Annotated in this window: 25 protein-coding genes; 13 read left to right on the top strand and 12 right to left on the bottom strand. The window is 39.8% G+C overall.

The features are described from left to right. The gene (locus QUF49_RS17505; RefSeq protein WP_289496959.1) at nt 1-2,025 is read left to right on the top strand and encodes an ABC transporter ATP-binding protein; all 2,025 of its coding nucleotides are present in this window, start codon (nt 1-3) and stop codon (nt 2,023-2,025) included. Nucleotides 2,026-2,122: 97 nt separating this feature from the next. On the opposite strand, the gene QUF49_RS17500 is transcribed toward QUF49_RS17505, so the two are convergent. Next, nucleotides 2,123-2,275, bottom strand: a complete 153-nt coding sequence (locus QUF49_RS17500) for a hypothetical protein (RefSeq protein WP_197468147.1) — start codon at nt 2,273-2,275, stop codon at nt 2,123-2,125. A gap of 167 nt (nt 2,276-2,442) precedes the next feature. Here QUF49_RS17500 and QUF49_RS17495 point away from each other — a divergent pair, with 167 nt between their 5' ends. Beyond that, nucleotides 2,443-3,762 carry a globin-coupled sensor protein gene (locus tag QUF49_RS17495; protein WP_289496958.1) on the top strand — a complete coding sequence of 440 codons (1,320 nt, stop codon included), beginning with the start codon at nt 2,443-2,445 and terminating at the stop codon, nt 3,760-3,762. Between the two features lie 30 nt (nt 3,763-3,792). Here QUF49_RS17495 and QUF49_RS17490 read toward each other — a convergent pair whose 3' ends face one another. The 4 genes from QUF49_RS17490 to QUF49_RS17475 form a co-directional block, all read right to left on the bottom strand. Further along, a complete protein-coding gene (locus QUF49_RS17490) occupies nt 3,793-4,125 on the bottom strand; it encodes a hypothetical protein (RefSeq protein WP_289496957.1) in 333 nt (110 codons plus the stop codon). A gap of 369 nt (nt 4,126-4,494) precedes the next feature. Further along, a complete protein-coding gene (locus QUF49_RS17485; protein ID WP_289496956.1) occupies nt 4,495-5,016 on the bottom strand; it encodes a GDYXXLXY domain-containing protein in 522 nt (173 codons plus the stop codon). Further along, the gene (locus QUF49_RS17480; protein ID WP_289496955.1) at nt 5,009-6,247 is read right to left on the bottom strand and encodes a DUF2157 domain-containing protein; all 1,239 of its coding nucleotides are present in this window, start codon (nt 6,245-6,247) and stop codon (nt 5,009-5,011) included. The genes QUF49_RS17485 and QUF49_RS17480 overlap by 8 nt, the downstream gene beginning before the upstream one ends. Nucleotides 6,248-6,435: 188 nt before the next feature. Then, nucleotides 6,436-7,230 (bottom strand): SDR family NAD(P)-dependent oxidoreductase, encoded by a 795-nt coding sequence (locus QUF49_RS17475; RefSeq protein WP_289496954.1) that lies wholly within the window; start codon nt 7,228-7,230, stop codon nt 6,436-6,438. A gap of 145 nt (nt 7,231-7,375) precedes the next feature. Here QUF49_RS17475 and QUF49_RS17470 point away from each other — a divergent pair, with 145 nt between their 5' ends. Continuing rightward, on the top strand, nt 7,376-8,893 hold the full coding sequence (locus QUF49_RS17470) for an aldehyde dehydrogenase family protein (protein ID WP_289496953.1): 1,518 nt from the start codon (nt 7,376-7,378) through the stop codon (nt 8,891-8,893). A 203-nt stretch (nt 8,894-9,096) separates the two neighbouring features. Then, on the top strand, nt 9,097-9,243 hold the full coding sequence (locus tag QUF49_RS17465; protein ID WP_289496952.1) for a hypothetical protein: 147 nt from the start codon (nt 9,097-9,099) through the stop codon (nt 9,241-9,243). On the opposite strand, the gene QUF49_RS17460 is transcribed toward QUF49_RS17465, so the two are convergent. After that, nucleotides 9,218-9,529, bottom strand: a complete 312-nt coding sequence (locus QUF49_RS17460) for an ArsR/SmtB family transcription factor (protein ID WP_289496951.1) — start codon at nt 9,527-9,529, stop codon at nt 9,218-9,220. The two genes, QUF49_RS17465 and QUF49_RS17460, sit on opposite strands and share 26 nt — an antisense overlap. A 171-nt stretch (nt 9,530-9,700) precedes the next feature. Between QUF49_RS17460 and QUF49_RS17455 the strand changes: the two genes are divergently transcribed. After that, the gene (locus QUF49_RS17455) at nt 9,701-9,895 is read left to right on the top strand and encodes an alpha/beta-type small acid-soluble spore protein (RefSeq protein WP_198770259.1); all 195 of its coding nucleotides are present in this window, start codon (nt 9,701-9,703) and stop codon (nt 9,893-9,895) included. Nucleotides 9,896-9,963: 68 nt separating this feature from the next. After that, entirely contained in the window at nt 9,964-10,215 is a 252-nt protein-coding gene (locus QUF49_RS17450; protein ID WP_289496950.1) for a hypothetical protein, read from the top strand. A 33-nt stretch (nt 10,216-10,248) separates the two neighbouring features. On the opposite strand, the gene QUF49_RS17445 is transcribed toward QUF49_RS17450, so the two are convergent. From QUF49_RS17445 to QUF49_RS17430, 4 genes are all read right to left on the bottom strand, one after another. Next, nucleotides 10,249-10,902: an amino acid ABC transporter permease gene (locus QUF49_RS17445; protein WP_289496949.1), complete on the bottom strand. Its 654-nt coding sequence runs from the start codon at nt 10,900-10,902 to the stop codon at nt 10,249-10,251. Further along, the gene (locus QUF49_RS17440; protein ID WP_289496948.1) at nt 10,895-11,677 is read right to left on the bottom strand and encodes a transporter substrate-binding domain-containing protein; all 783 of its coding nucleotides are present in this window, start codon (nt 11,675-11,677) and stop codon (nt 10,895-10,897) included. The genes QUF49_RS17445 and QUF49_RS17440 overlap by 8 nt, the downstream gene beginning before the upstream one ends. A 249-nt stretch (nt 11,678-11,926) precedes the next feature. Then, on the bottom strand, nt 11,927-13,024 hold the full coding sequence (locus QUF49_RS17435; RefSeq protein WP_289496947.1) for an ABC transporter ATP-binding protein: 1,098 nt from the start codon (nt 13,022-13,024) through the stop codon (nt 11,927-11,929). A gap of 130 nt (nt 13,025-13,154) precedes the next feature. Beyond that, complete coding sequence (locus QUF49_RS17430) at nt 13,155-14,048, bottom strand: PucR family transcriptional regulator (RefSeq protein ID WP_289496946.1); 894 nt, start codon at nt 14,046-14,048, stop codon at nt 13,155-13,157. A 131-nt stretch (nt 14,049-14,179) separates the two neighbouring features. Here QUF49_RS17430 and QUF49_RS17425 point away from each other — a divergent pair, with 131 nt between their 5' ends. From QUF49_RS17425 to QUF49_RS17395, 7 genes are all read left to right on the top strand, one after another. Then, nucleotides 14,180-14,785, top strand: a complete 606-nt coding sequence (locus QUF49_RS17425; RefSeq protein ID WP_289496945.1) for a polysaccharide deacetylase family protein — start codon at nt 14,180-14,182, stop codon at nt 14,783-14,785. Nucleotides 14,786-14,806: 21 nt separating this feature from the next. After that, nucleotides 14,807-15,496 (top strand): diphthine--ammonia ligase, encoded by a 690-nt coding sequence (locus tag QUF49_RS17420; RefSeq protein ID WP_289496944.1) that lies wholly within the window; start codon nt 14,807-14,809, stop codon nt 15,494-15,496. 92 nt (nt 15,497-15,588) lie between these two features. Continuing rightward, nucleotides 15,589-16,725, top strand: a complete 1,137-nt coding sequence (locus tag QUF49_RS17415; protein ID WP_289496943.1) for a DUF445 domain-containing protein — start codon at nt 15,589-15,591, stop codon at nt 16,723-16,725. Between the two features lie 49 nt (nt 16,726-16,774). Continuing rightward, nucleotides 16,775-17,143: a YlbF family regulator gene (locus tag QUF49_RS17410; protein WP_289496942.1), complete on the top strand. Its 369-nt coding sequence runs from the start codon at nt 16,775-16,777 to the stop codon at nt 17,141-17,143. Nucleotides 17,144-17,300: 157 nt separating this feature from the next. Next, on the top strand, nt 17,301-18,152 hold the full coding sequence (locus tag QUF49_RS17405) for a Cof-type HAD-IIB family hydrolase (RefSeq protein ID WP_289496941.1): 852 nt from the start codon (nt 17,301-17,303) through the stop codon (nt 18,150-18,152). A 130-nt stretch (nt 18,153-18,282) separates the two neighbouring features. Then, nucleotides 18,283-18,456 carry a hypothetical protein gene (locus tag QUF49_RS17400; protein WP_289496940.1) on the top strand — a complete coding sequence of 58 codons (174 nt, stop codon included), beginning with the start codon at nt 18,283-18,285 and terminating at the stop codon, nt 18,454-18,456. A gap of 218 nt (nt 18,457-18,674) precedes the next feature. Continuing rightward, a complete protein-coding gene (locus QUF49_RS17395; protein WP_289496939.1) occupies nt 18,675-20,159 on the top strand; it encodes an aldehyde dehydrogenase family protein in 1,485 nt (494 codons plus the stop codon). A gap of 227 nt (nt 20,160-20,386) precedes the next feature. Here the strand turns inward: QUF49_RS17395 and QUF49_RS17390 are convergent, their stop codons facing one another. Both QUF49_RS17390 and QUF49_RS17385 read right to left on the bottom strand, forming a co-directional pair. Continuing rightward, nucleotides 20,387-20,851 (bottom strand): GNAT family N-acetyltransferase, encoded by a 465-nt coding sequence (locus QUF49_RS17390; RefSeq protein WP_289496937.1) that lies wholly within the window; start codon nt 20,849-20,851, stop codon nt 20,387-20,389. After that, nucleotides 20,851-21,036, bottom strand: a complete 186-nt coding sequence (locus QUF49_RS17385; RefSeq protein WP_289496936.1) for a YhzD family protein — start codon at nt 21,034-21,036, stop codon at nt 20,851-20,853. Before QUF49_RS17385 ends, QUF49_RS17390 begins: the two co-directional genes overlap by 1 nt. Nucleotides 21,037-21,103: the final 67 nt, after the last annotated feature.

The following is a 21,103-nucleotide window of genomic DNA, read 5'->3' as shown; positions in this document are numbered from 1 at the left end:
ATGAACGTTGGAAAGCGCCTGTTTCAATACGCACTTCACTTTAAAAAGAACTTTATTCTAGGACTCTTGATGCTGACCGTTGCAATCGGAGCGGAGCTGACAGGACCATTTATCGCAAAGACCATGATCGATGACCATATTCTTGGGATTGAAAGACCGTGGTACCAAGTGGATAAAGAAGAAAAAGCAGCAGTGAATTACGATGGGAACTGGTATAAACGAAGCGATCATTTTGATTCAGGAGAAAATAAAGGAAAAGAAATAAGAGTCATTCAAGTAAAACGAGATTATTACGTTGTTCCACAGCCAATTTCATTTGACGGGGAACGAACAGCGAAAAACGGAGAAGTAACGATTTCGTTTAAAGGGAAATCAGAAACGTATCCAGCAGATGAATTAAGTACAAATGAGACATTTGCTTTTTATAAGCCAGAAATTGCAGGAATCATGAAGCTGACAATGATTTATTTAGGACTGCTGGTATTTGCATCATTCTTTCAATACGGACAGCGCTATATGCTGCAGCGTTCTTCTAATCTAGTCATTAAAAAGATTCGTCAAGATGTGTTCGCTCACGTACAGCGTGTAGCCATCACCTATTTTGATAATCAGCCAGCAGGTAAGATCGTATCTCGAATAACGAATGATACAGAAGCGATTAAAGAGCTCTTTATCAACGTACTAGCAAACTTCTTTACAGGAATCATCTATTTGACGGGTATTTTTATTGCGTTGTTCTTGCTTGATGTAAAGCTGGCAACGATCTGTCTCATTCTTGTACCGATCCTTGTTGTATGGATCATCGTATATCGTAAGTTTGCATCCAAATACAATCATAAAATTCGTTCCACTTTAAGTGATATAAACGGAATGATCAACGAATCGATTAACGGTATGACGATTATTCAAGCATTCAAGAGACAAAAAGAAACAACTGAAGAATTTGAAACGATGAACAAAGAATACTTTACCTTTCAAAATAAGCTGTTAAGCCTGAACGCGATGACAGGGCACAACCTTGTACTGTTTTTGAAAAACCTCGCATTTATGGCATTCATCTGGCACTTTGGAGGTCAGGCACTGGGAGTAGGTTCTGTCATTTCTATTGGTGTTCTTTATGCCTTTGTAGATTATTTGAACCGTATGTTCCACCCTGTAACAGGTATGGTCAACCAGCTTGCACAGCTTGAACAGGCACTCGTATCAGCTGAAAGAGTATTCGTGCTGATGGATGAGCCAGGACAGACAGTTACAAAAACAGAGATCGAACGTTACAAAGGAAATGTAGAGTTTCAGGATGTTACCTTCAGCTACGTAGAAGGAGAGCCTGTGTTAAAGAATATTTCATTTGAAGCGAACCAAGGAGAAACCGTGGCCCTTGTCGGACATACGGGTTCAGGGAAAAGCTCAATCATGAACTTGCTATTCCGATTCTATGATATTAAGCAAGGCAAGATCGTCATTGACGGAAAAGATATTATGGAACTTTCTAAACAGGAATTGCGTCAGCATATGGGAATCGTTCTGCAAGATCCATTCTTGTTTTCAGGAACGATCGCATCCAATGTTAGCCTAGATAATCCTGAGATCACGAGAGAACAAGTTGAAAAGGCACTTACAGATGTAGGAGCCATGCCTTTTATTAATAACTTGCCAAAAGGATTGGATGAACCGGTTATTGAAAAAGGAAGCACACTTTCATCCGGCCAGCGACAATTGATTTCTTTTGCAAGAGCGCTTGCTTATAACCCAGCAATCCTGATTCTGGACGAAGCAACGGCGAGTATCGATACAGAAACAGAAGCAGTGATTCAAGACGCACTGGATGTATTGAAACGCGGAAGAACTACTTTCATTATCGCGCACAGACTTTCTACGATTAAGAGTGCTGATCAGATTCTCGTACTTGATCGCGGTGTAATCGTTGAACGCGGAAGTCATGAGGAATTAATGGAGACAAAAGGACGTTACTTCCAGATGTATCAGCTTCAACAAGGAAAGACCGAAACACGAGCAGTAAGCTAAACGAAGAAAAGGAGCCGATTGGCTCCTTTTTTCATTAGTTGTATTTCAGTCTGGGTTTTCCAGCTTTACCGAATAGACTGGTGTTTCAGTATTCGTATTAACCTTCTTCTTTATTTTTCTCATCCATTTCGTCATTTTGTTGACCGTCATCAACGCCGTTGTCTTGGTCTACGCCGTCACCGCAAGCAGTTAATCCACCTAATGTTAACATTGCTGCTAATGTTCCAGCTGCCCATCTCTTTTTCCACATGTGAACCACTCCTCGTATCATTTTTTTTGAATTTATTTTGGTTTAGTGAAAGATTCCCTTAATAACGTCGATAAAACATATGAGTATGCAAAATGTGAGTAAAGTCGCATGTAATTGCATCATTTTGGATGGAAAACAAGTGAAAAAACAGGAAGAAGGAAACCAACATGGCTTCGATTTTAAGTATTCTTACGAAAAAGAGTAATGCAACTGCTGTTCAGAACCCAGCAGACCAGTATAAAGATGAGGTTAAGATTTTATTGTCACCAAATAGTGAGTGGCAGAAACAGCTGGATATGATTTCTTTAACGACGGATGATTTGGCAATTATTCGTTCTTTAAAACCGTTGATCTTTGAGAACATAGCGAAAATCGTAGATCAATTTTATAGAAACATTGAACATGTACCAGGGTTGATGGATATCATCCAGAAGCACAGCTCGGTTAAGCGGCTGCAAGTTACGTTAATCAAACATATACAAGAAATGTTCGATGGAGTCATTGATTTGGAATACATTGAACAAAGAAGAGTGATTGCGCATATCCATTTTAAAATTGGTTTACAGCCTAAATGGTATATTTGCTCGTTTCAGGACATGCTGCTTTCATTTTTGTCTATATTGGATCAACATATTGAAAACCGAAATGACTATCAGCTAGCTGTTAAAGCAGTTACGAAGCTATTGAATTTTGAGCAGCAGATCGTGCTCGAAGCGTTTGAGTTAGAGCAGATTAAAGAAAGAGCTAAACATGAAGAACAAAAACAGCAGATTGCTTTATCTGTTGGCGATTCAGTAGAAGAATTGGCAAGCATCTCAGAACAAACGAGTGCTGCACTCCAAGAATTAACGTCTAAAGCAGATGAAGTAGTCGTTTTTGCAAAAGATACAGCAGAGTCAGCAGCGGATGTTTCCAAAAACTCTTTAGCAGGTAAGAGCAAACTGGATGGCCATCAGAATATGATACTAAAAGTAAAAGAGCAATCACAGCAAATCTCTGCAGAGTTAATTAACTTGGAACAAGCTACTGTGAAGATTAATGATGTAGTAGATATCGTAACGGCAATCGCTGAACAAACAAATCTTTTGTCTCTAAATGCGGCAATTGAGGCGGCTAGAGCTGGTGAAGCAGGGAAGGGATTCTCAGTCGTTGCTCATGAAGTTCGAAAGTTAGCGGATCAAACGAAGACGTCTGTTTCAGGCGTTTCGGAACTTGTAAAGAACACACATAAGAGAATAGAGGCCGTTTCACAATCTGTTGAAAGTATTCATCACTACATTAATGACAGTGTATCAGAGGCAACTGAAATTTCGGATTTCTTTGTTGCTATTCTTTCGAAAATGGATGAGAGTACGGACAGAAGCGGTAAGCTGGAAAAAGAAGTAGAAGTGATGGCTGAAGTAATTGAAGAATTGAGTCATGCCGTAGGTCAGATTGCGATATCAGCTGATTCACTAACCGACGTGACGAAAAGCATGCAGCAATAAAAAGGAACTGATCCAATTGGATCAGTTCTTTTATTTATTAATTACATATTGAGCTCTGCTTGTTTCAAAGGAAACAATATTGTCATCTGTCCGAATGTCTTTGATGCCCTCGATTGGAATCTCATACGTAACTGTAGGAAGTTCGACTTGGGCGCCATCTTCAGCTGCATAGGCTGTTCCGTGCAAAAACAATATGTGATCTCCTAAATAGTCATCGTGTGCGTCTCTTTGTTCAAAGGTTGCTTCTGTAAGTGAGATTCTGATTTGATCAATATCGCCTGTTTCTTCTTTGCGAATGGAGATCTGGCTGCCAGTCCACCCGTTGAGTACATCTTTTAGATCGATAATTTTTGTGTCAGACATAGTTTTCACCTCATTATCAATCTTCCCGTAATCGGTAAACTTAAACCGAAGAAAAATGATTGCTATTTAATAAAGGCTGTTTTCTTATTCATTGTTGATTTTGAAAGTCGCTTCCTTAATCTTTAGAAGGTAGGATGTGCATTTGGAAAAGACGTTTTTTTACATTGTCCATATGGGTGGTGCACGAAAATATTTATACGAGGTAATCATAGTTTTTTACGAGGTAATCATCCTTTTATACGAGGTAATCCACGATAATTCCGTGTATAAAATTATTTATCCGATTTTCGACATAATTCAACATTCTCATCTCAGAACTCCAAAAAAAGACTCACAAAGACTTTTCAGTACTTTGTGAGTCTCCTCATTTTATGGGTTTAATTCTACGATCTTATGAGCTCCCCAAGGGGCAACACTTATAATAGCATCCATATCATTGGCTTGCGCCTCAAGTTCCTTACCGGTATTTTCTTGAACATAATAGCGCTCAAATCCATAAGTAAGCTCAATCTGATCAATGGAATTTTCACCCCAGATCTTTTCAGCTTTTGCTGTTAAGACAACCTCGTTATCCTTTACTTCAGGTTTTTCTGGATACACTTTCTTTACAGCATAATATCCTTCTTTACCAGGTTGAAGTACAACATATGCATGCCGTTCTCCACGGTCAAGTTCAGTAAAATCACCCTTGTAGCTTGAGAGGGGAACCCTGCTGATTTCAAAGCGGAGCGTTACATAATCTCCATATAAAATATCTCTTGGATCGACAGGTACGGTTTTAATTTTTATATCTTTTCCAAAATAATCAATGCTGTAATAACTCCCAGCAATAAACACAAGAAACAAAACTTGTAGAAGGGCAGCAATCATCCAGCCTCGTTTTTTAGTCATGATGCGGTCCTCCGTTCTTCAAAATCTGCATTTTCTTACGCTGAAGAAACGCATTAAGAATAAATAACAGAATTCCACCGAGTAAGAAGAAAACGGATTTTGGCATGAATGACCAGGCTAGGTTAAAGTATCCCATTAGACAAACAAGCAAGAACAATACAATTCCAAAATTGATCTGTGATCTGTTCTCGTTTCGATAACCTTCAGCCAGCTTGAAACCGGAATAGACAAACATAACAATCAAATAAACGAGACCTACCACTAGTGGATCCGCTACTTTTACAAGATAGAAAAATGGAACGAAAATTAGTAGTTCCCATGCGTGCATGTAAAGGTTCTCCTTGCGTTTACCTATGATCGAAAGGGCTAGTATCACAATCAATAACGGAAGAAACACATAAGGAGCGGGCAGTTCAAAATCAGATGAGAAGTCATTTGTTAGCATGAAATATAAAATGTAAGCAAAACCGAAACCAATGAGTGTCCCAAAGCGATTAAACGGCTGTTTAAATACTTTCTTTTCAACCCATAACCCGGCAGTAAATAATGCGAAGCCGAATAGGAAGAACCAGAGGAAATTGAGATCCTCAACCATAATTAACAATAGGGCTTGAATACTTAACCCGACGGTAAAAATCCATGACTTTTGATTAGTAGGGTAAAGGAAAACAAAACCGCCAACAGCAAAAAGAAAAATCACAAATAAAAGATAACTAAAGCTATGGAATTCACTTAAGCTATAAAGCTGTCCACCGACTGTTAACACAGAAAGGAGGAAGAAATATAGTTTGTTGCGATCTCTAAACAAATAATATACGGCAGGTAAGCTCCAAAAAACAAATAAACGGGCATCAACGGCATTTAGATGAAACGTCTGGCCAAGTAAAATGATGCTGGAACCAAAAGTAATGATACCGAGAATGTTAAGAGATGTCCCCAAAGTTTCGTTGCCGGCTTTTAAGCTGCGATCACCTGTGTAGTAAAAACCGAGCATAATTACGATGAGCAATGACAGTCTGGCAAGAGGGGGAATTTCACCCCAGTTAGATGCAATGAAAGATAAGATGCCAATTCCAATCAAAATACTAGCTAAAACGGGTAAGATGCCTGTTATTCTTCGTTTGTCATTTGTATCAGGATAACGTGCAACAATTAAATTAAGCTGATCATCCGTGATGATATTGTCTTCAACCCACTTTTGTCCTTCGCTTCTCATCCATTTTTTGTTCATTTTATCCCACCTCAATTCATGTATATGTAGGGTTAATGAAAAACAGGTCCTTTTAATCATATTCTCTTTAAGTGTAATATTACACTTTGGTTATTTCTATATCAAGCAATAAAATGAATTTTATATTCGAAACCTTTGTCATATGAAAAAGGAACAGCTTGTAGAGCTGTTCCCTCAATATTTCTATATTATTTTTTATCTTGTACATAGTGTACGACTTTCAAGACGGTCTTTCGAGGCAAGAAACGAACGATGTTAGCTAGAGCTTTGTTTTTAAATCCAGGAACGTCTACAGCTTTTTCTTTCATTAGTGCATTATATCCAGATAAGGCTACATCATGGGCATTCATTGCGCCTGATTGAAACAATCGAGATGACTCAAGGCTTGCTCTTTTTTCAAAATTAGTCGCTGTTGCTCCAGGGCAGAGCGCTGTTACGCTGACGTTCGTATGGCTAAGTTCGTAATCAATCGCCTCTGAGAAAGAGAGTACGTATGCTTTCGTTGCATAATAGACGGCCATTAACGGACCTGGCTGAAAAGCTGCTGTTGAGGCTACGTTTAAAATCTTACCTCTGTTGCGCTTAATCATGCCTGGCAGAAGCTGTTTTGTTAAAGTAGTTAAAGCTGTAATGTTCACTTGGATCATATCTTTTTCGTCTTTCCATGATGTTTCGTCAAATGGTCCATATGCTGCGAACCCGGCATTGTTGATTAAGATATCAACCTCTATACCTTTTGCCAAAATTTCTGCAGTCAGTTCTTCGGCAGCATCAGTCAGACTTAAATCTTTTGCTAAAACAGTTACGTCAACACCATGTTTCGCTTTTAGCTCGTTGGCAATCTCGCTAAGTCTTTTCTCATTTCTTGCAGTCAGTACGACATGATAACCGTCTTTTGCGAGCAGGTTCGCAAACTCTAATCCTATTCCGCTTGAAGCTCCAGTGATTAGTGCTGTTTTTAAAGCTGAATTGTTATTTATCATAAGGAAAACGTCCCTTCATATATCGTGTTTATATGTTTAAGAATATCAACATGATAACACATCCGAAAAAATAAATAAACAACATTTGCGTAAAAAAAGGTATGATGAAAGATATATGAATATTTAGAAAAATGAGGTGCGCACCATGAAAAATGTATTAGTGGCCAAGCATCCAGCAACAGGTGAAACGATCGATCAGTGGCTGGAGACAGAAGAAATGCAGGTCCCGGAAATGTACGAAAAATCGTCAGCTGCGTTTCAATTTTGGTCCACTCGCTCATTGGAAACACGACTGTCTTTTATAAAGAAAATTAAGCAACACCTTTTAGAAAACATGGACGAGATCGTGGATGAAATATGTTCAGCGACAGGTAAGGTTAAAACGGAAGCTCTGACTGCTGATTTAATGCCCGTTATTGATATCATCCAGCATTATGAGAAGCGCGCACCAAAAATATTAAAGCGCAAAAGAGTGTCAACACCGCTTCTGTTTGTCGGGAAATCTTCTTATGTGGATTATTTTCCTCTAGGAACGGTGTTAGTTATCTCGCCATGGAACTACCCATTTCAGCTTTCGATGACACCTGTTATCTCAGCTTTAATCGCGGGTAACTCAGTCATTTTAAAGCCGTCTGAAGTAACCCCGACAATAGGGCTTTTAATTGAAAAAATTGCGAGGGAAGTTAATCTTCCTAAGAATGTTCTGCAGGTGGCCCATGGCGGAAAAGAGTTGGGACAGGCACTTGTTTCAGGGACACCTGACAGCATATTCTTTACAGGATCTGTTGAGACAGGGCGTAAGATCGGAGTAGAAGCGAGCAAGCGGTTTATTCCATATACGCTAGAACTAGGCGGCAAGGACCCTATGATCGTATTTGAAGATGCCGCAATAAAACGGGCGGTAAACGGCGCAGTTTGGGGTGCGTTTACGAATGCTGGGCAGGTTTGTATGTCTCTTGAACGGGTATATGTGCAGCAAGGCATTTCAGGAGAATTTATTGACAGACTTGTTGAAGAAACGAAGAAACTCAAAATGGGTGAAGACATAGGTTCTTTAACCTTTCCGCATCAAAAAGAGATCATTAGAAATCATGTGTTAGATGCGCTTGAAAAAGGTGCTCTATTGCTAACCGGGAAGCATCCTGATCATTGGGGAGATAGCATGTATATCGAGCCAATGATTCTAACGAATATCACTGAAGATATGAAGGTTGTGACTGAAGAAACCTTTGGCCCTGTTATGCCAGTGATCACATTCTTAAAAGAAGAAGAGGTAATTGAAAAAGCGAACTCCACAGAGTTTGGTTTGAATGCGAGTGTTTGGACGAAGGATTCAGCAAAAGCTAATCGAGTAACATCAAAACTGGTTACAGGCAGTGCGGTCATCAATGATGTATTAGTATCTGTTGCAAATCCACACTTGCCGTTTGGCGGGGTGAAAAGCAGTGGAACAGGCAGATATCATGGGGATGAAGGGCTTTACACATTTTCGCGTCAAATGTCAGTAATGAAGGATACAGGAATTAAGCAACGAGAAATCAATTGGTATCCGTATGAGCATAAATACGGGAAAGTAAGAACGCTAATTAAAGCATACTTTTCAAATAAAAAACAGTTAGCTGCCCTTATGCGTTCACGTATAAAGCAGCTTGGGAAAAAATAAAAGCGGTTCAGCTAATGCTGAATCGCTTTTTTCGTAATAGGGATTTAAATACGTGATGATTGCTATCCTAATTGTAACGAAATAACTGCTATATAATAAGTCTCTTTGCTAAAGGATTGTTGCTTTTACTTTTTATTATTTCTCTTCATTGAAAAGTTGATTGAAGCGCAAGGTGGCGAGACTCCTACGGGACGAGCGGTCAGGTGGAGACTTCTAATGGCGCAAAGCGTCAGAAGGCTCACCGTACGCCCCGTGGAAAGCGAGCCACCTGGAGCGGAAATCAACTACTTTTAAAAGCAACAATGTATAAGAAAAAAGCCTTAACTAAAGAATACATTCATCTTCAATAATGCTGATCAACTGTTTAAGCTGTACAACGGTTTGATCAAGCGTTAAAAAATAAAAGATCTCTTTGCCTTTTTTTTCAGTTCCAACTAGTCCTGCTTCACGCAAAATTTTTAGATGGTGGGAAACTGTTGGACGGGACATAGGAGATTGACTAGCTATGTCTGTGACATTCATTTTATCTGTTTCAGCTAACAGCAAAACAAGATCTTGCCGGACAGGGTCACCTAGTGCTTGAAACAAAGGGATTGTTTTTCTAAACATTTCTACGGCATATTCGTTTGACATCATTTCACCAACTTCTTCAATATCATCCGTTTTATTTTCTTTACTATAAATCAGTATAAACTATTGGTCCAATTATTTTTAAATTTTGAGTGGGAACAACGCTATAAATTGCCAGGATTCAAAGCGCATATAGAAACCTCTGAGATACAAAATAGGTATAAGGGGGTGAAACACATGGCAAGAAGAAACAAATTGGTAGTCCCAGGAGCGCAGCAGGCAATCGATCAAATGAAATATGAGATCGCATCTGAGTTCGGTGTTACACTTGGCCCAGATACGACTGCACGTGCGAATGGCTCGGTTGGCGGGGAAATGACAAAACGTTTGGTAGCGATGGGACAGCAGCAATTAAGCAGCGGAAATCGCTAAACCAAGTCAAAAGATGGTTAAAGGGGTGGAGTAATCCACTCCTTTTTAAAGATTTTAGGAGCTGATAAATGATGGCGATGTGTCCGATATGCAATAACTTTCAAACGATAAACGTTCGATGTCCCGAATGCGGGAGGGCTGTTCAAGATCAAGGAAAAGTAAGTGATTTTTTTGATGATTATAGCCCATATATGGAAGTAGATGAACTTAAACTGGAAGATGGATATCCTACAGATTTTAAAGATAGTCAGTGCCCGCATGTCTTTTATTGTGATTCGTGTCATCAAGAGGTGCTTTTCTTTATTGGTGAATGGGAATAAAAAACTTCATATCCTTGTAGAAGGACATGAAGTTTATTGGCTCAATCTGATTCGTTTTTCAATTAATACCCTAAGACCGTCAAGTAAAGAGGTTAAAATCCAGTACAGGACTGCGGCTTCTAATAAAACGGGTAGGACGATCAGCTGTGAAGCACTTATCTGGTCGGCCATCAATGTCAGTTCTGGTACGGTAATGACAGAAGCTAATGACGATGCTTTTACAATATCGATCAGTGAGTTCCAAACAGATGGAATCGAAATTCTCCATGCTTGAGGAAGTATTACTTCTTTATACGTAAGATACTTGTTCATTCCTAAAGAAAAAGCAGCTTCCCATTGTCCTTTTTCAATCGATTGAATAGCTCCTCGATAAGATTCTGCGATATAAGCGCTAAAATGAAGAATGAGTCCAGCGAGAGCGGCCTGCCATCCTTCTGGTACATAAATAAAAGTAAAACCGTTATAAAGGATCAATAATTGAATTAATAATGGCGTACCTCTAAAGAAAGATATATACCCCTTTGCAAACCCCGATAAAAATTTATTCGATGACATTCTGCATAGCGCAATAACCAGTCCGAAAATTAGCGCTCCTAATATAGAAACAAGGCTGATAACAACAGTAAAAACAGCTCCCTCCAAAAGATAGGGGAGGGAGTTGATCAGTATTTCTGATAAGTTATTCACTTACGTCTTCTCCAAAGTATTTTTCAGAGAGTTTTTTCAACGTGCCGTCTTTTTTCATTTCTTCAAGCGCTTTGTCTACGTCTTCTCTAAGTTTCTTATCATCTTTTCGGAATGCGAATGCCATTTCGTTTTTGTTGAAAGGTTCGCCAACTGCTTTAACGTTGTAGTCTGTTTTCTTTAACTCAGTAAGAATAAAAAGCTGATCGTTCATAGCAGCATCAACGCGGTTCACATCAAGGTCTGTTAAAACTTGTGCAGCCCCTTTATAGAACTTTGTTTTTGCACCGGCTTTTTCAGCTTCGGCCGCATAGTTGCTTCCTTGTGTAGTACCAACAACTTTGCCTTTAAGGTCTTCAATACCTTTTATGTCTTTATTGTCTTTATTAACGATTACTTGTCCGCCAGAAACAGTGTAAGGCGTTGAAAAATCGTACTTTTGTTTTCTTTCATCTGTAACGGTTACTTGGTTTGCTACTAGATCAAAGCGTTTAGAATCAAGTGAAGTAAACATGTTTTTCCATTCGGTAGCTACGAACTTAGGTTTCATATCAAGACGTTTCGCTACTTCTTTCGCAACTTCTACGTCATAACCCGTGATTTCATTTGTTTTTTTATCACGGTATGAGAATGGGGGATATGTAGCTTCCGTACCGATTGTTAGTTCTTTTTTATCTGCATCTGAACCTGTATTTTGAGATTGATCAGATGTTCCGCAAGCGGATAGCAGAACAGCCGATAGGGCGAGTGCTGACAGAAATTTAAATGTCTTTTTCAAATGAAGTCCTCCTAATCGAGATAATCCCGACAATTTTTATAGAATTAATTGTATAAACCAGTTGCTGTTTCGTCAATCATTTAACATTTTTCCCGATAAAGTAAAAATTAACAGGGGATTTTTAGGTGTGTATACACGATCACATAATTTTGAAGCATTATCATATAAAAATCACGAGTTATCACATAAAAATATCAATGTATCACATAAAAAAAGCTCTGCCTATTAGGGCAGAGCTTAACATAAGAATTAGCGAATGCGAATTTCAGTTTCTTTGTCGAAGAAATGTGATTTGTTCATGTCAAAAGCAAGAGAGATGCTTTGTCCGTTTTGAATATCAGTACGAGAATCAACACGCGCGATGAAATCTTGTCCGCTCACTGTAGAGTATAGGAACGTTTCAGCACCCATCAATTCAGCAACGTCAATCTTTGCTTCAATTTTTGTGTTAGAAGAAGACTCTAAGAATAGAGGCTCATCATGGATGTCTTCAGGACGGATACCAAGAACAACTTCTTTGTTGTTATAGCCTTTTTCTTGTAAAATCTTCATTTTTCCGCCAGGAACTGCAATCTTCGTGTCTCCCACTTTAAAGAAGCCATCTTCAAGCGTTCCGTTCAAGAAGTTCATTGCTGGGCTACCGATAAATCCACCAACGAAAATGTTTTCTGGAGTGTCGTATACTTCTTTTGGAGATCCTACTTGCTGGATATGTCCGTCTTTCATAACAACGATACGAGTTGCCATTGTCATCGCTTCTGTTTGGTCATGCGTTACGTAGATTGTAGTCGTTTGCAGACGTTGGTGAAGCTTTGTAATCTCTGCACGCATTTGAACACGAAGTTTTGCATCAAGGTTGGATAACGGCTCATCCATCAAGAATACTTTTGCATCACGAACAATCGCACGTCCTAGTGCAACACGCTGACGCTGACCACCTGAAAGAGCTTTTGGTTTACGGTCTAAGTATTGCTCAAGGCCAAGAATACGAGCAGCCTCTTTCACACGCTTATCAATTTCTTCTTTGCTGAATTTACGAAGCTTAAGTCCGAACGCCATGTTGTCATATACGTTCATGTGAGGGTAAAGCGCATAGTTTTGGAAAACCATTGCAATGTCGCGATCTTTTGGAGCAACATCGTTTACAACGCGGTCGTCGATTACAAGTTCGCCTTCAGAGATTTCTTCAAGACCAGCGATCATACGAAGAGTCGTAGATTTACCGCAACCTGATGGACCTACGAATACGATAAATTCTTTATCCGAAATATCAAGGTTGAAATCATGTACAGCTGTTACTTTGTTATCATATCGTTTTACGATGTTATTTAATTTAATTTCTGCCATTGTAAAATCCCCTTCCGATGTAAACGTTTTCTTAATGTTTTAAGTTTACGCTTTCATAACCACAATCGTAAATGGACGACATGACTAAAATAAAAACACCTCTTTATGCAATGTGCACAAAGAGGGCTGTTTATAAATTTTTATGGTGTTCATAAGACAATATCGCCATATAAACAGTCAGTGCATTTTTAAACTGTTTAACATCAATTCCTGTTTTTTCATAAAACTTGTCCACTCGGTATTGCAAACTATTCCTGTGAATATATAGCTTTTTCGCTGCTAACGAAACATTCATGTTGCATTCTGCAAACACTTTAATGCTTTTTAATGTTTCTTGATCTTCCTCATCCCACTCTGCTAATAAAGCATGTAAGGTTTTCTCTGCTACGGGGTTTGCGGATTGAAGAAGCAATTGAGGGACCACATCCGCTACCGTATACACCGATTTTGGAAGCAGCTGGTTTTTTACTTCTATAAATTGCTGCTGTTCACGCTCGAAGGATTCTTTCGCATGAGCTAACTGGTGATGATAGGAACCTATATATACGGAAATATCGATATAAAAGTCAGTTGAAAGCATGTCTTTAAGCGCTTCATAAGGCGTGTCGGTAAACTCCTGCTTGGACGTTTCAATAATGACTCCGCCTTTGTGGTCTTTATTTAACAGGAGGACGGCATCTTCAGGAAAAAGTCCGTTAACCGCTTCAGAAAAAGAAATGAAATCGGTTATAGGCTGCTTGCTAAAAAAGTGCACAAAACGGTAGAAACTTTCTTCATCAGTTGATTCGTTTCCGAGTAAGATAGATTCCCATTTTAACTGTGCAGAAGAATAAGCAGGTGTGATCGTATCATTTTCATATATATTAAACATGGACCGAAGTAAACGGCTCTCTGAATCGGAAATGGCAGATTGAGAAATGCCAAATGGTGCTCCATCATCTGTAATGAACCAGAGAAAGCCTGACTGCTGAGAGGTGTCCGTTGTTATAGAATTTCTGTAATGTTTCTTTAACTTATCGAGCATCCTTTTTCATATCCTTTCAAGGAAAAGCTTGCTATCATTATAGCAATGTTAAGTGGTTTACTAAACAAACAGATTCACAAAAGGGAGGAGACACCATGAAAAAGTGTCCTTGAGTAACTTCTTCTACGGTCGTGTACGACTGGAATAACAAAGAAATCTGGACGAATCAAGAGAACTGGGCTAATCAACGTTCAAATTCTCTTATCCTAACATTTGATGATGGACCGTCTTCGGTACTCATTCCCTTGCTAGATATTTTGAAGAAACATGATGTGCAGGCGATGTTCTTTTGGCAGTCACGGTTGCTGCACAAAAACCGGCCATGGAAACGGGTGTTAGAAGAAGGGCATATGATAGGCGGCCATTCACTGCGTCATCGAGACCTTACGAGACTTAGCCGTTATGACCAGCAGCATGATATTGAAACGAATATAAAACATATCGAGAGCTTAACCGGACAAAAGATAAAATACTTTCGTCCGCCATTCGGCCAGTTTAACGAAGATACATTGCACGTTCTAAAAGAACTAGATGTGGTTCCTTTTTTATGGGAGGTAGCTGGACTGGATTGGGAACTTAAGAACAACCCGAATCAAATTGTTCATAACATCGTGAATCATGCAGAAGATGGGTCAGTAATTTTGCTTCACGAGCTAAAGCAAACTCTTATGATTTTGGATGACTTAATATATGAACTTAAAAAAGAAGGCTATCAGTTTATACTGCCTCCTAAATAAGGATGAGGTTGGAGGAAAAGGATGAGGAAAAGAATTGTTGTATCTTTTAGTGGAGGAAAAGATTCCATTTTAGCTCTGCATAGATTGCAAACATCAGGAAAATGGGAGATCGATTCTCTGCTCACGACTTTAACCGAAGATTATGAGCGAACGACGATGCATGGTGTTCGACATGAATTATTGGAGCTGCAAGCTGAATCTTTAGGCATTCCGCTTCGAGAAGTATGGATTCCTAGAGATTGCCCGAATGAAGTTTATCAGGAAAGAATGCAGAAAGAGGTCAATGGCATTGTTGCTGACGGCATCGGGCACATCATGTTCGGCGATATTTTTTTAGAAGATGTAAAAACGTACCGAGAAAAAATGCTAGAGGGAACAGGACTGACTCCGATTTTTCCTATTTGGGGAGAAAAAACAGACGCCATTATAGCAGAGTTCTTAAAGAAGGGGTTTAAAACGGTTGTTTGCTGCTCCGATACAGAAAGTATAGATGCATCATTTACAGGAAGAGTCTTGGACGCACAATTTATTGAAGATTATCCGGCCGAACATGATCTTTGTGGAGAGAACGGAGAATTCCACACCTTTGTATTTGATGGACCGAACTTTTCTTTTCCTGTTGCGTATAAGTTAGGAGAGAACCGGTTGGCAAAAGATATGATAACGAACAAAGACCGTTTTTATTACGTAGACTTGCTCCCAGCGAAGTAAAAGCGTAGTGAGGGTTATGTCCAAATTGCTTGAGACTTTCGAAATGACGTATACTAGGGAAATAGAATATGCATTAATTGGAGAGAAACATTATGGATATGTGGATTACAATAATCATCATGATCGTTATAGGTGCATTAATTGGAGGGTTAACAAATTTAATAGCCATTAAAATGTTATTCCGCCCATTTAACACCTTATATATTGGGAAATTCAGAGTGCCATTTACTCCTGGACTCATTCCAAAACGAAGAAAGCAGCTAGCTGTCCAGCTTGGTGAAACGGTAACGAAGCATTTGCTGACAGCTGAAGGTGTTCAGGCAAAGATTAACGACACAGGATTTCGTACAGAAATGACGGAACTTGTTCAAGGTGAAGTAAAACGCTTTTTGAAAAGCGACATGACAATCAGTGAATTGTTGCAAAAAGATTTTGGTGCCGCTGATATTCAAACTCGTATTCAAACGACGACTGAAGCATGGCTTGCCAACCGAATGAAAATAATGCTTGAGAGTTCAAATGGCAAGGAAATGAAAGAGGTTTTGCCAGAAAAGTTCGTTGCTGCTGGTGAAGAAAAACTTCCTGAAGTAGTAGACTGGCTTTTAAACAAAGGCATCGTTTACTTAGAAAGTGATGAAGGCAGAAAGTCATTAGCTAGCGGAATTGATGCGTTTTTAATGGATAAAGGAATGCTCGTTAACATGGTGTCTATGTTCTTCGGCAATGTGAGTATCGCTGAAAAAGTGCAGCCTGAACTGATTAAGTTTATGAAGCATGAAAACACACGTGACACATTGCTTCAGCTTCTTCAACAAGAATATCGAAATTTTATGGATAAAAAAATGGACGAAGCACTTGAGTTGTTCGACATGCCTGAGATTACTGCAGGTCTTGCAAAAGAGATTACAGCAAGACTTCCGATTGAAGAGTATTTAAACACGCCGATCCACTCATTAGCAACAACGGTAGAAGGATGGATCGTTAACGATTTAACGCCAAAAGCGGTAGCAGCAGGCCTTGACCTGTTTGTAGCAAAACTAGAAGTACTTCTTGAAAAAATGCACCTGGCAAAGATTGTGGAAGAACAAGTCGAAGCATTTTCACTAGAGCGTTTAGAGGAAATTATTATTGCGATCGCAAAAAGTGAACTTAAGATGATTACCTGGCTAGGAGCTCTTTTAGGTGGATTGATCGGCTTATTTCAAGGTATCCTTGTACTATTTTTGTAGAGTCTGTTATAGTGGGTACCGTAGTTAATCAATAGGAGGTTTTTTACCAATGGCAAACGTATACGATGTTGCATACGACTTAGAAAAAGCATTACGCAATAGTGAAGACTTTACAGCTTTAAAACAAAGCTATGATGAAGTAAATAACAATCCGGAAACAAAAGAACTTTTCGGTAAATTCCGTGATATTCAAGTAAATCTTCAGCAAAAACAAATGAACGGCCAAGAAGTGACGCCTGAAGAGATTGAAGAAGCTCAAAAGCTGTTTGCTGATGTACAGCAGAACGAAACGATCTCTAAACTTATGGCAGCAGAACAACGCATGAGCATGATCATCAACGATCTGAATAAAGTGATCACAAAGCCTTTAGAAGAACTTTACGGTGCAATGGTTGAAGAAGAAGGACAACAACAATAATCACTTGATGATGAAACCTCTGTTCCTTAAATGAAACAGGGGTTTTTATTATGGTGTGGATTTTCTTAGGCTTGTCAGCGTTCTAAAGCATGTTTCCAGTTCATAAACTTAACTCGAGTTCTTATACTATATTTTCGCGAAATGGGGGGAGCGCATCATGGTATACCGTTTACTAGCGATTGACATCGACGGAACCCTACTGCGAAGCAATTTCCGTATCGATAGAGAAACGAAAGAAGCCATTGATTATGTGCAGCAAAAAGGGGTATATGTCACACTCGCTTCGGGCAGAAGCTTTCCATCTACACAAAAGATCGCAAAAGCGTTAAAGATCGACAGTTATCTGATCAGCCACAACGGAGGATTCATATCATCGTCCCTAGATGAGCCTTTGCAAGAAAACAGGTTGTCTGTCGAAGATACTTACAAGATTGTAGAGATCCTCGAGAATTACGAATGCCACATGCGTGTTGTTCATGAACGTTTTTCTGTAGGCAATCAGCTGAAGCAAAAGAGCCAGCTCGTGGCAAAGTTAACGTTGAGCACAGGTGATCCTTTGTTCTATCCGGTTTCGTTTACAGAAAATCTAGGAGATTACGTCCTCGCGCAAGAAGTGGCGCCGCCGAAAATGGATGTACAATTCTTTGATGAAAATGAATGCGAGTCAGCAATTAAGTATTTGAAAGAGCAAATGCCAGACTTTGAGTATTCATCTTCTACGAAGTGCCAGTTAGAGATTACGGCTAAAAAAGTAACAAAAGGAAATGCATTAAGGTTCCTTGGCGAAAAGCTTGGGATTGCACCAAACGAGATGGTGGCAATCGGGGATTCGTATAATGATTTGGATATGATTGAGTTTGCGGGTCTAGGCGTGGCAATGGCAAATGCACCTGACGAAGTGAAGAAAAAAGCGAAGTGGATCACACGTACGAACGATCAGCTTGGTGTTCCGTACATGGTAAAAGAAGTGTTTCGTAAGCAGATGCGCTTCCAGACATTGAAAAGATAGATTAGTTGTTATGAGCAGGGCTCTTTTTAGACATATTTGTCTGAGAGGAGTCTTTTTATTTTTGTATGGGAAAGCGGGGAGGTAGGGTTTAGGAGCGATCCTTATAAGTTACGAGCGATAATTTGGGTTAATGAGCGATTCTCGAGATTTACGAGCGACTCTTGAGGTTTACGAGCGATTCTTGAAGTTTACGAGCGATTCTTGGGATTTACGAGCGATTCATGAGGTTTACGAGCGATTCTCGGGATTTACGAGCGATTCTCGAGATTTACGAGCGATTCCTGAAATTCACGAGCGATTCTAGAGTCTGTGAGGAGAAAAAGAGATTTATGTTCTGCTTAAGGAAACATGTCATCTCAATCCATTCAAACAGCTTGCAGAACACCGCCTCCCTTCGACAACTGCCGTCGAATTTCGTAAAAAACGTTTCAGTTTTGTTACAAATGTAGAAAATGAAAGGGTTTTCATGAATCGTGACGAATAATATTTATGTAAGAACCACAATGCAAAGGGAGGATTCAAATGGAAAAAACATTAGACCTACAATTAAAACCAAAGGTGGCCGAGTTCCTAAATGGGACGAAAAAACATTTTATCAACGGAGAATGGGTCAGCTCAGCAAGTGGTAAAACATTTGAAACGTTAAACCCTTCAACTGGAGAAGTACTGGCAGTCGTATCTGAAGGTGGTACTGAAGATATTGACAAAGCAGTGAAGGCTGCAAGAGCAGCATTTGAAACAGGATATTGGTCAAAGATGCCTGCTTCAAAGCGTAGCTACTTAATTTACAAACTAGCAGAATTGATGGAAGAGAATAAAGAAGAATTGGCACAGCTGGATACATTGGATAACGGTAAGCCAATCCGTGAAACAATGAATGCGGATGTTCCACTTGCGATCGAACACTTCCGCTATTATGCAGGCTGGGCAACGAAAATCGTAGGGCAGACGATTCCTGTAGCAGGAAGTTTCTTCAACTATACGCGTCATGAAGCGCTTGGCGTAGTTGGACAGATTATTCCTTGGAACTTCCCATTATTGATGGCAGCTTGGAAGCTAGGTGCGGCACTTGCAACAGGATGTACAGTTGTATTGAAGCCGGCTGAGCAAACGCCTCTTTCTGCACTTTATTTGGCAAAATTAGCACAAGAAGCAGGATTCCCTGAAGGTGTGCTAAACGTTGTAACAGGTGCTGGTGAAACAGGTGCGGCATTAGTTGATCATCCAAATGTGGACAAGATCGCATTTACTGGATCAACTGAAGTAGGAAAGCTGATCATGCGCAATGCGTCTAACTCATTGAAGCGTGTAACACTTGAGCTTGGCGGTAAATCACCGAACATTATCTTGCCTGATGCTGACATGAGCCGTGCAGTTCCTGGTGCGTTAAGCGGAATCATGTTCAACCAAGGACAAGTTTGCTGTGCGGGATCACGTCTATATATCCAAAAGAAATCGTTTGATAATGTCGTGGCAGACCTTGTGTCTCATGCGAAAAAAATCAAGCAAGGCCCTGGTTTAGATCCAGACACTACAATGGGACCTCTTGTATCACAAGAACAGCATAACCGCGTACTTGGCTATATCCAAAAAGGACAAGACGAAGGTGCTGAGCTTCTTACTGGTGGAACAGCTCCTTTTGATAGAGGATATTTTGTTGAGCCGACAATCTTTGCGGATGTTGATGATAAGATGACGATCGCAAAAGAAGAAATCTTCGGACCAGTTGTGGCTGCAATGCCGTTTGAAGACTTAGATGATGTAATCTCTCGTGCGAACGACTCTGAATATGGTCTTGCTGCAGGACTTTGGACAGAGAATTTAAAAACAGCTCACTATGTATCTAACAAATTACGTGCGGGTACAGTTTGGGTGAACTGCTATAATGCATTTGATGCTGCTTCACCATTCGGCGGATACAAGCAATCTGGTATCGGACGTGAAATGGGATCTTATGCATTAAACAACTATACAGAAGTAAAGAGCGTGTGGGTTAACCTTAAATAGACAACATAGAATTACGGGGTCAAAGAATTGAACGGATAAATAGGAAAAACCGGGTGCTAGATCCAGCATCCGGTTTTTTCTTTGTTCATTGATAAGCGGCGAATCTCTTCGTCAGTTTTGTTTTCTCGGTGCTCATGTAGGAGGACTACACTCCGCTCCTCTAAAACTTCACTTCCTCGACCTTCTTGCTTCTGAATGAACAATTTATGAATTGATAGCAGCTGATTCTAAAGCATAACCTTTATAAACCGCAATCCGGTGTCATCATAATCGAGACTTCTATAAAACTCATGCGTGTCTGTTCGGTGCTTGCCGCTATTGAGTAAAATCGCTGTACAGCCCTGTTCTTTAGCCCATTCTTCTCCATGACGGACGAGCTCTTTACCGATTCCATTTCCTCTGAACTCTTCACTGACGACAAGAGCAGAAATTCGAGCGTAACAGCCGTTTTTTTCAAAATAGATTCCTTTTGTTAGTCCGATCATACCAATGACTTGGTCGTTTACACATGCCACAAAACAAGCATAAGCTGCATTTGGAAGCAGCGTTTCCAAGCGCTCTGTCATCTCTTCCGGTCGTGTAGGATAACCGAGCTCTCCCATAAGATAAGAAAGTTCATAACTGTCATCGTATCGTGCTTCGCGCAGAATCACTTCACTCACTGTTTTTCCCCTCGTTTCCATGAGTTTCATTAGCGATGGAAAAGAAGCAACTGTCCCTTTGGTGAAGTCAGACGATGCGTTTTTTCTTGCATGTTTAGTTCAGCCAAACGGGCTTCTCCCCGTTGTTTTGCTTCAGAATCATTGGATGCCTTTATGTTTTCATCCAAAATTTTTTCTCCGTTACTTTCATAAGCTGTTAAGGCGTATGTATTCATGGTGATCTAACTCCTTTCGTATCTAAAGTTCATTTCAACATTCGACGATTTTTTCCTGCTGCTAACA

Origin of the sequence: Fictibacillus sp. b24, assembly GCF_030348825.1 — a bacterium.
Lineage (GTDB): Bacteria > Bacillota > Bacilli > Bacillales > Fictibacillaceae > Fictibacillus.
The sequence above is the reverse complement of the archived record's forward strand: the minus strand, read 5'-3'. Positions and strand labels throughout refer to the sequence as shown.

Excerpts from the sequence above, each read along its gene's own strand:
- QUF49_RS17505 (WP_289496959.1), top strand. The coding sequence starts at position 1 with ATGAACGTTGGAAAGCGCCTGTTTCAATACGCACTTCACTTTAAAAAG.
- QUF49_RS17500 (WP_197468147.1), bottom strand. The coding sequence starts at position 2,275 with ATGTGGAAAAAGAGATGGGCAGCTGGAACATTAGCAGCAATGTTAACA.
- QUF49_RS17495 (WP_289496958.1), top strand. The coding sequence starts at position 2,443 with ATGGCTTCGATTTTAAGTATTCTTACGAAAAAGAGTAATGCAACTGCT.
- QUF49_RS17490 (WP_289496957.1), bottom strand. The coding sequence starts at position 4,125 with ATGTCTGACACAAAAATTATCGATCTAAAAGATGTACTCAACGGGTGG.
- QUF49_RS17485 (WP_289496956.1), bottom strand. The coding sequence starts at position 5,016 with ATGACTAAAAAACGAGGCTGGATGATTGCTGCCCTTCTACAAGTTTTG.
- QUF49_RS17480 (WP_289496955.1), bottom strand. The coding sequence starts at position 6,247 with ATGAACAAAAAATGGATGAGAAGCGAAGGACAAAAGTGGGTTGAAGAC.
- QUF49_RS17475 (WP_289496954.1), bottom strand. The coding sequence starts at position 7,230 with ATGATAAATAACAATTCAGCTTTAAAAACAGCACTAATCACTGGAGCT.
- QUF49_RS17470 (WP_289496953.1), top strand. The coding sequence starts at position 7,376 with ATGAAAAATGTATTAGTGGCCAAGCATCCAGCAACAGGTGAAACGATC.
- QUF49_RS17460 (WP_289496951.1), bottom strand. The coding sequence starts at position 9,529 with ATGATGTCAAACGAATATGCCGTAGAAATGTTTAGAAAAACAATCCCT.
- QUF49_RS17455 (WP_198770259.1), top strand. The coding sequence starts at position 9,701 with ATGGCAAGAAGAAACAAATTGGTAGTCCCAGGAGCGCAGCAGGCAATC.
- QUF49_RS17450 (WP_289496950.1), top strand. The coding sequence starts at position 9,964 with ATGATGGCGATGTGTCCGATATGCAATAACTTTCAAACGATAAACGTT.
- QUF49_RS17435 (WP_289496947.1), bottom strand. The coding sequence starts at position 13,024 with ATGGCAGAAATTAAATTAAATAACATCGTAAAACGATATGATAACAAA.
- QUF49_RS17430 (WP_289496946.1), bottom strand. The coding sequence starts at position 14,048 with ATGCTCGATAAGTTAAAGAAACATTACAGAAATTCTATAACAACGGAC.
- QUF49_RS17420 (WP_289496944.1), top strand. The coding sequence starts at position 14,807 with ATGAGGAAAAGAATTGTTGTATCTTTTAGTGGAGGAAAAGATTCCATT.
- QUF49_RS17415 (WP_289496943.1), top strand. The coding sequence starts at position 15,589 with ATGGATATGTGGATTACAATAATCATCATGATCGTTATAGGTGCATTA.
- QUF49_RS17410 (WP_289496942.1), top strand. The coding sequence starts at position 16,775 with ATGGCAAACGTATACGATGTTGCATACGACTTAGAAAAAGCATTACGC.
- QUF49_RS17405 (WP_289496941.1), top strand. The coding sequence starts at position 17,301 with ATGGTATACCGTTTACTAGCGATTGACATCGACGGAACCCTACTGCGA.
- QUF49_RS17400 (WP_289496940.1), top strand. The coding sequence starts at position 18,283 with ATGAGCGATTCTCGAGATTTACGAGCGACTCTTGAGGTTTACGAGCGA.
- QUF49_RS17395 (WP_289496939.1), top strand. The coding sequence starts at position 18,675 with ATGGAAAAAACATTAGACCTACAATTAAAACCAAAGGTGGCCGAGTTC.
- QUF49_RS17390 (WP_289496937.1), bottom strand. The coding sequence starts at position 20,851 with ATGAAACTCATGGAAACGAGGGGAAAAACAGTGAGTGAAGTGATTCTG.
- QUF49_RS17385 (WP_289496936.1), bottom strand. The coding sequence starts at position 21,036 with ATGAATACATACGCCTTAACAGCTTATGAAAGTAACGGAGAAAAAATT.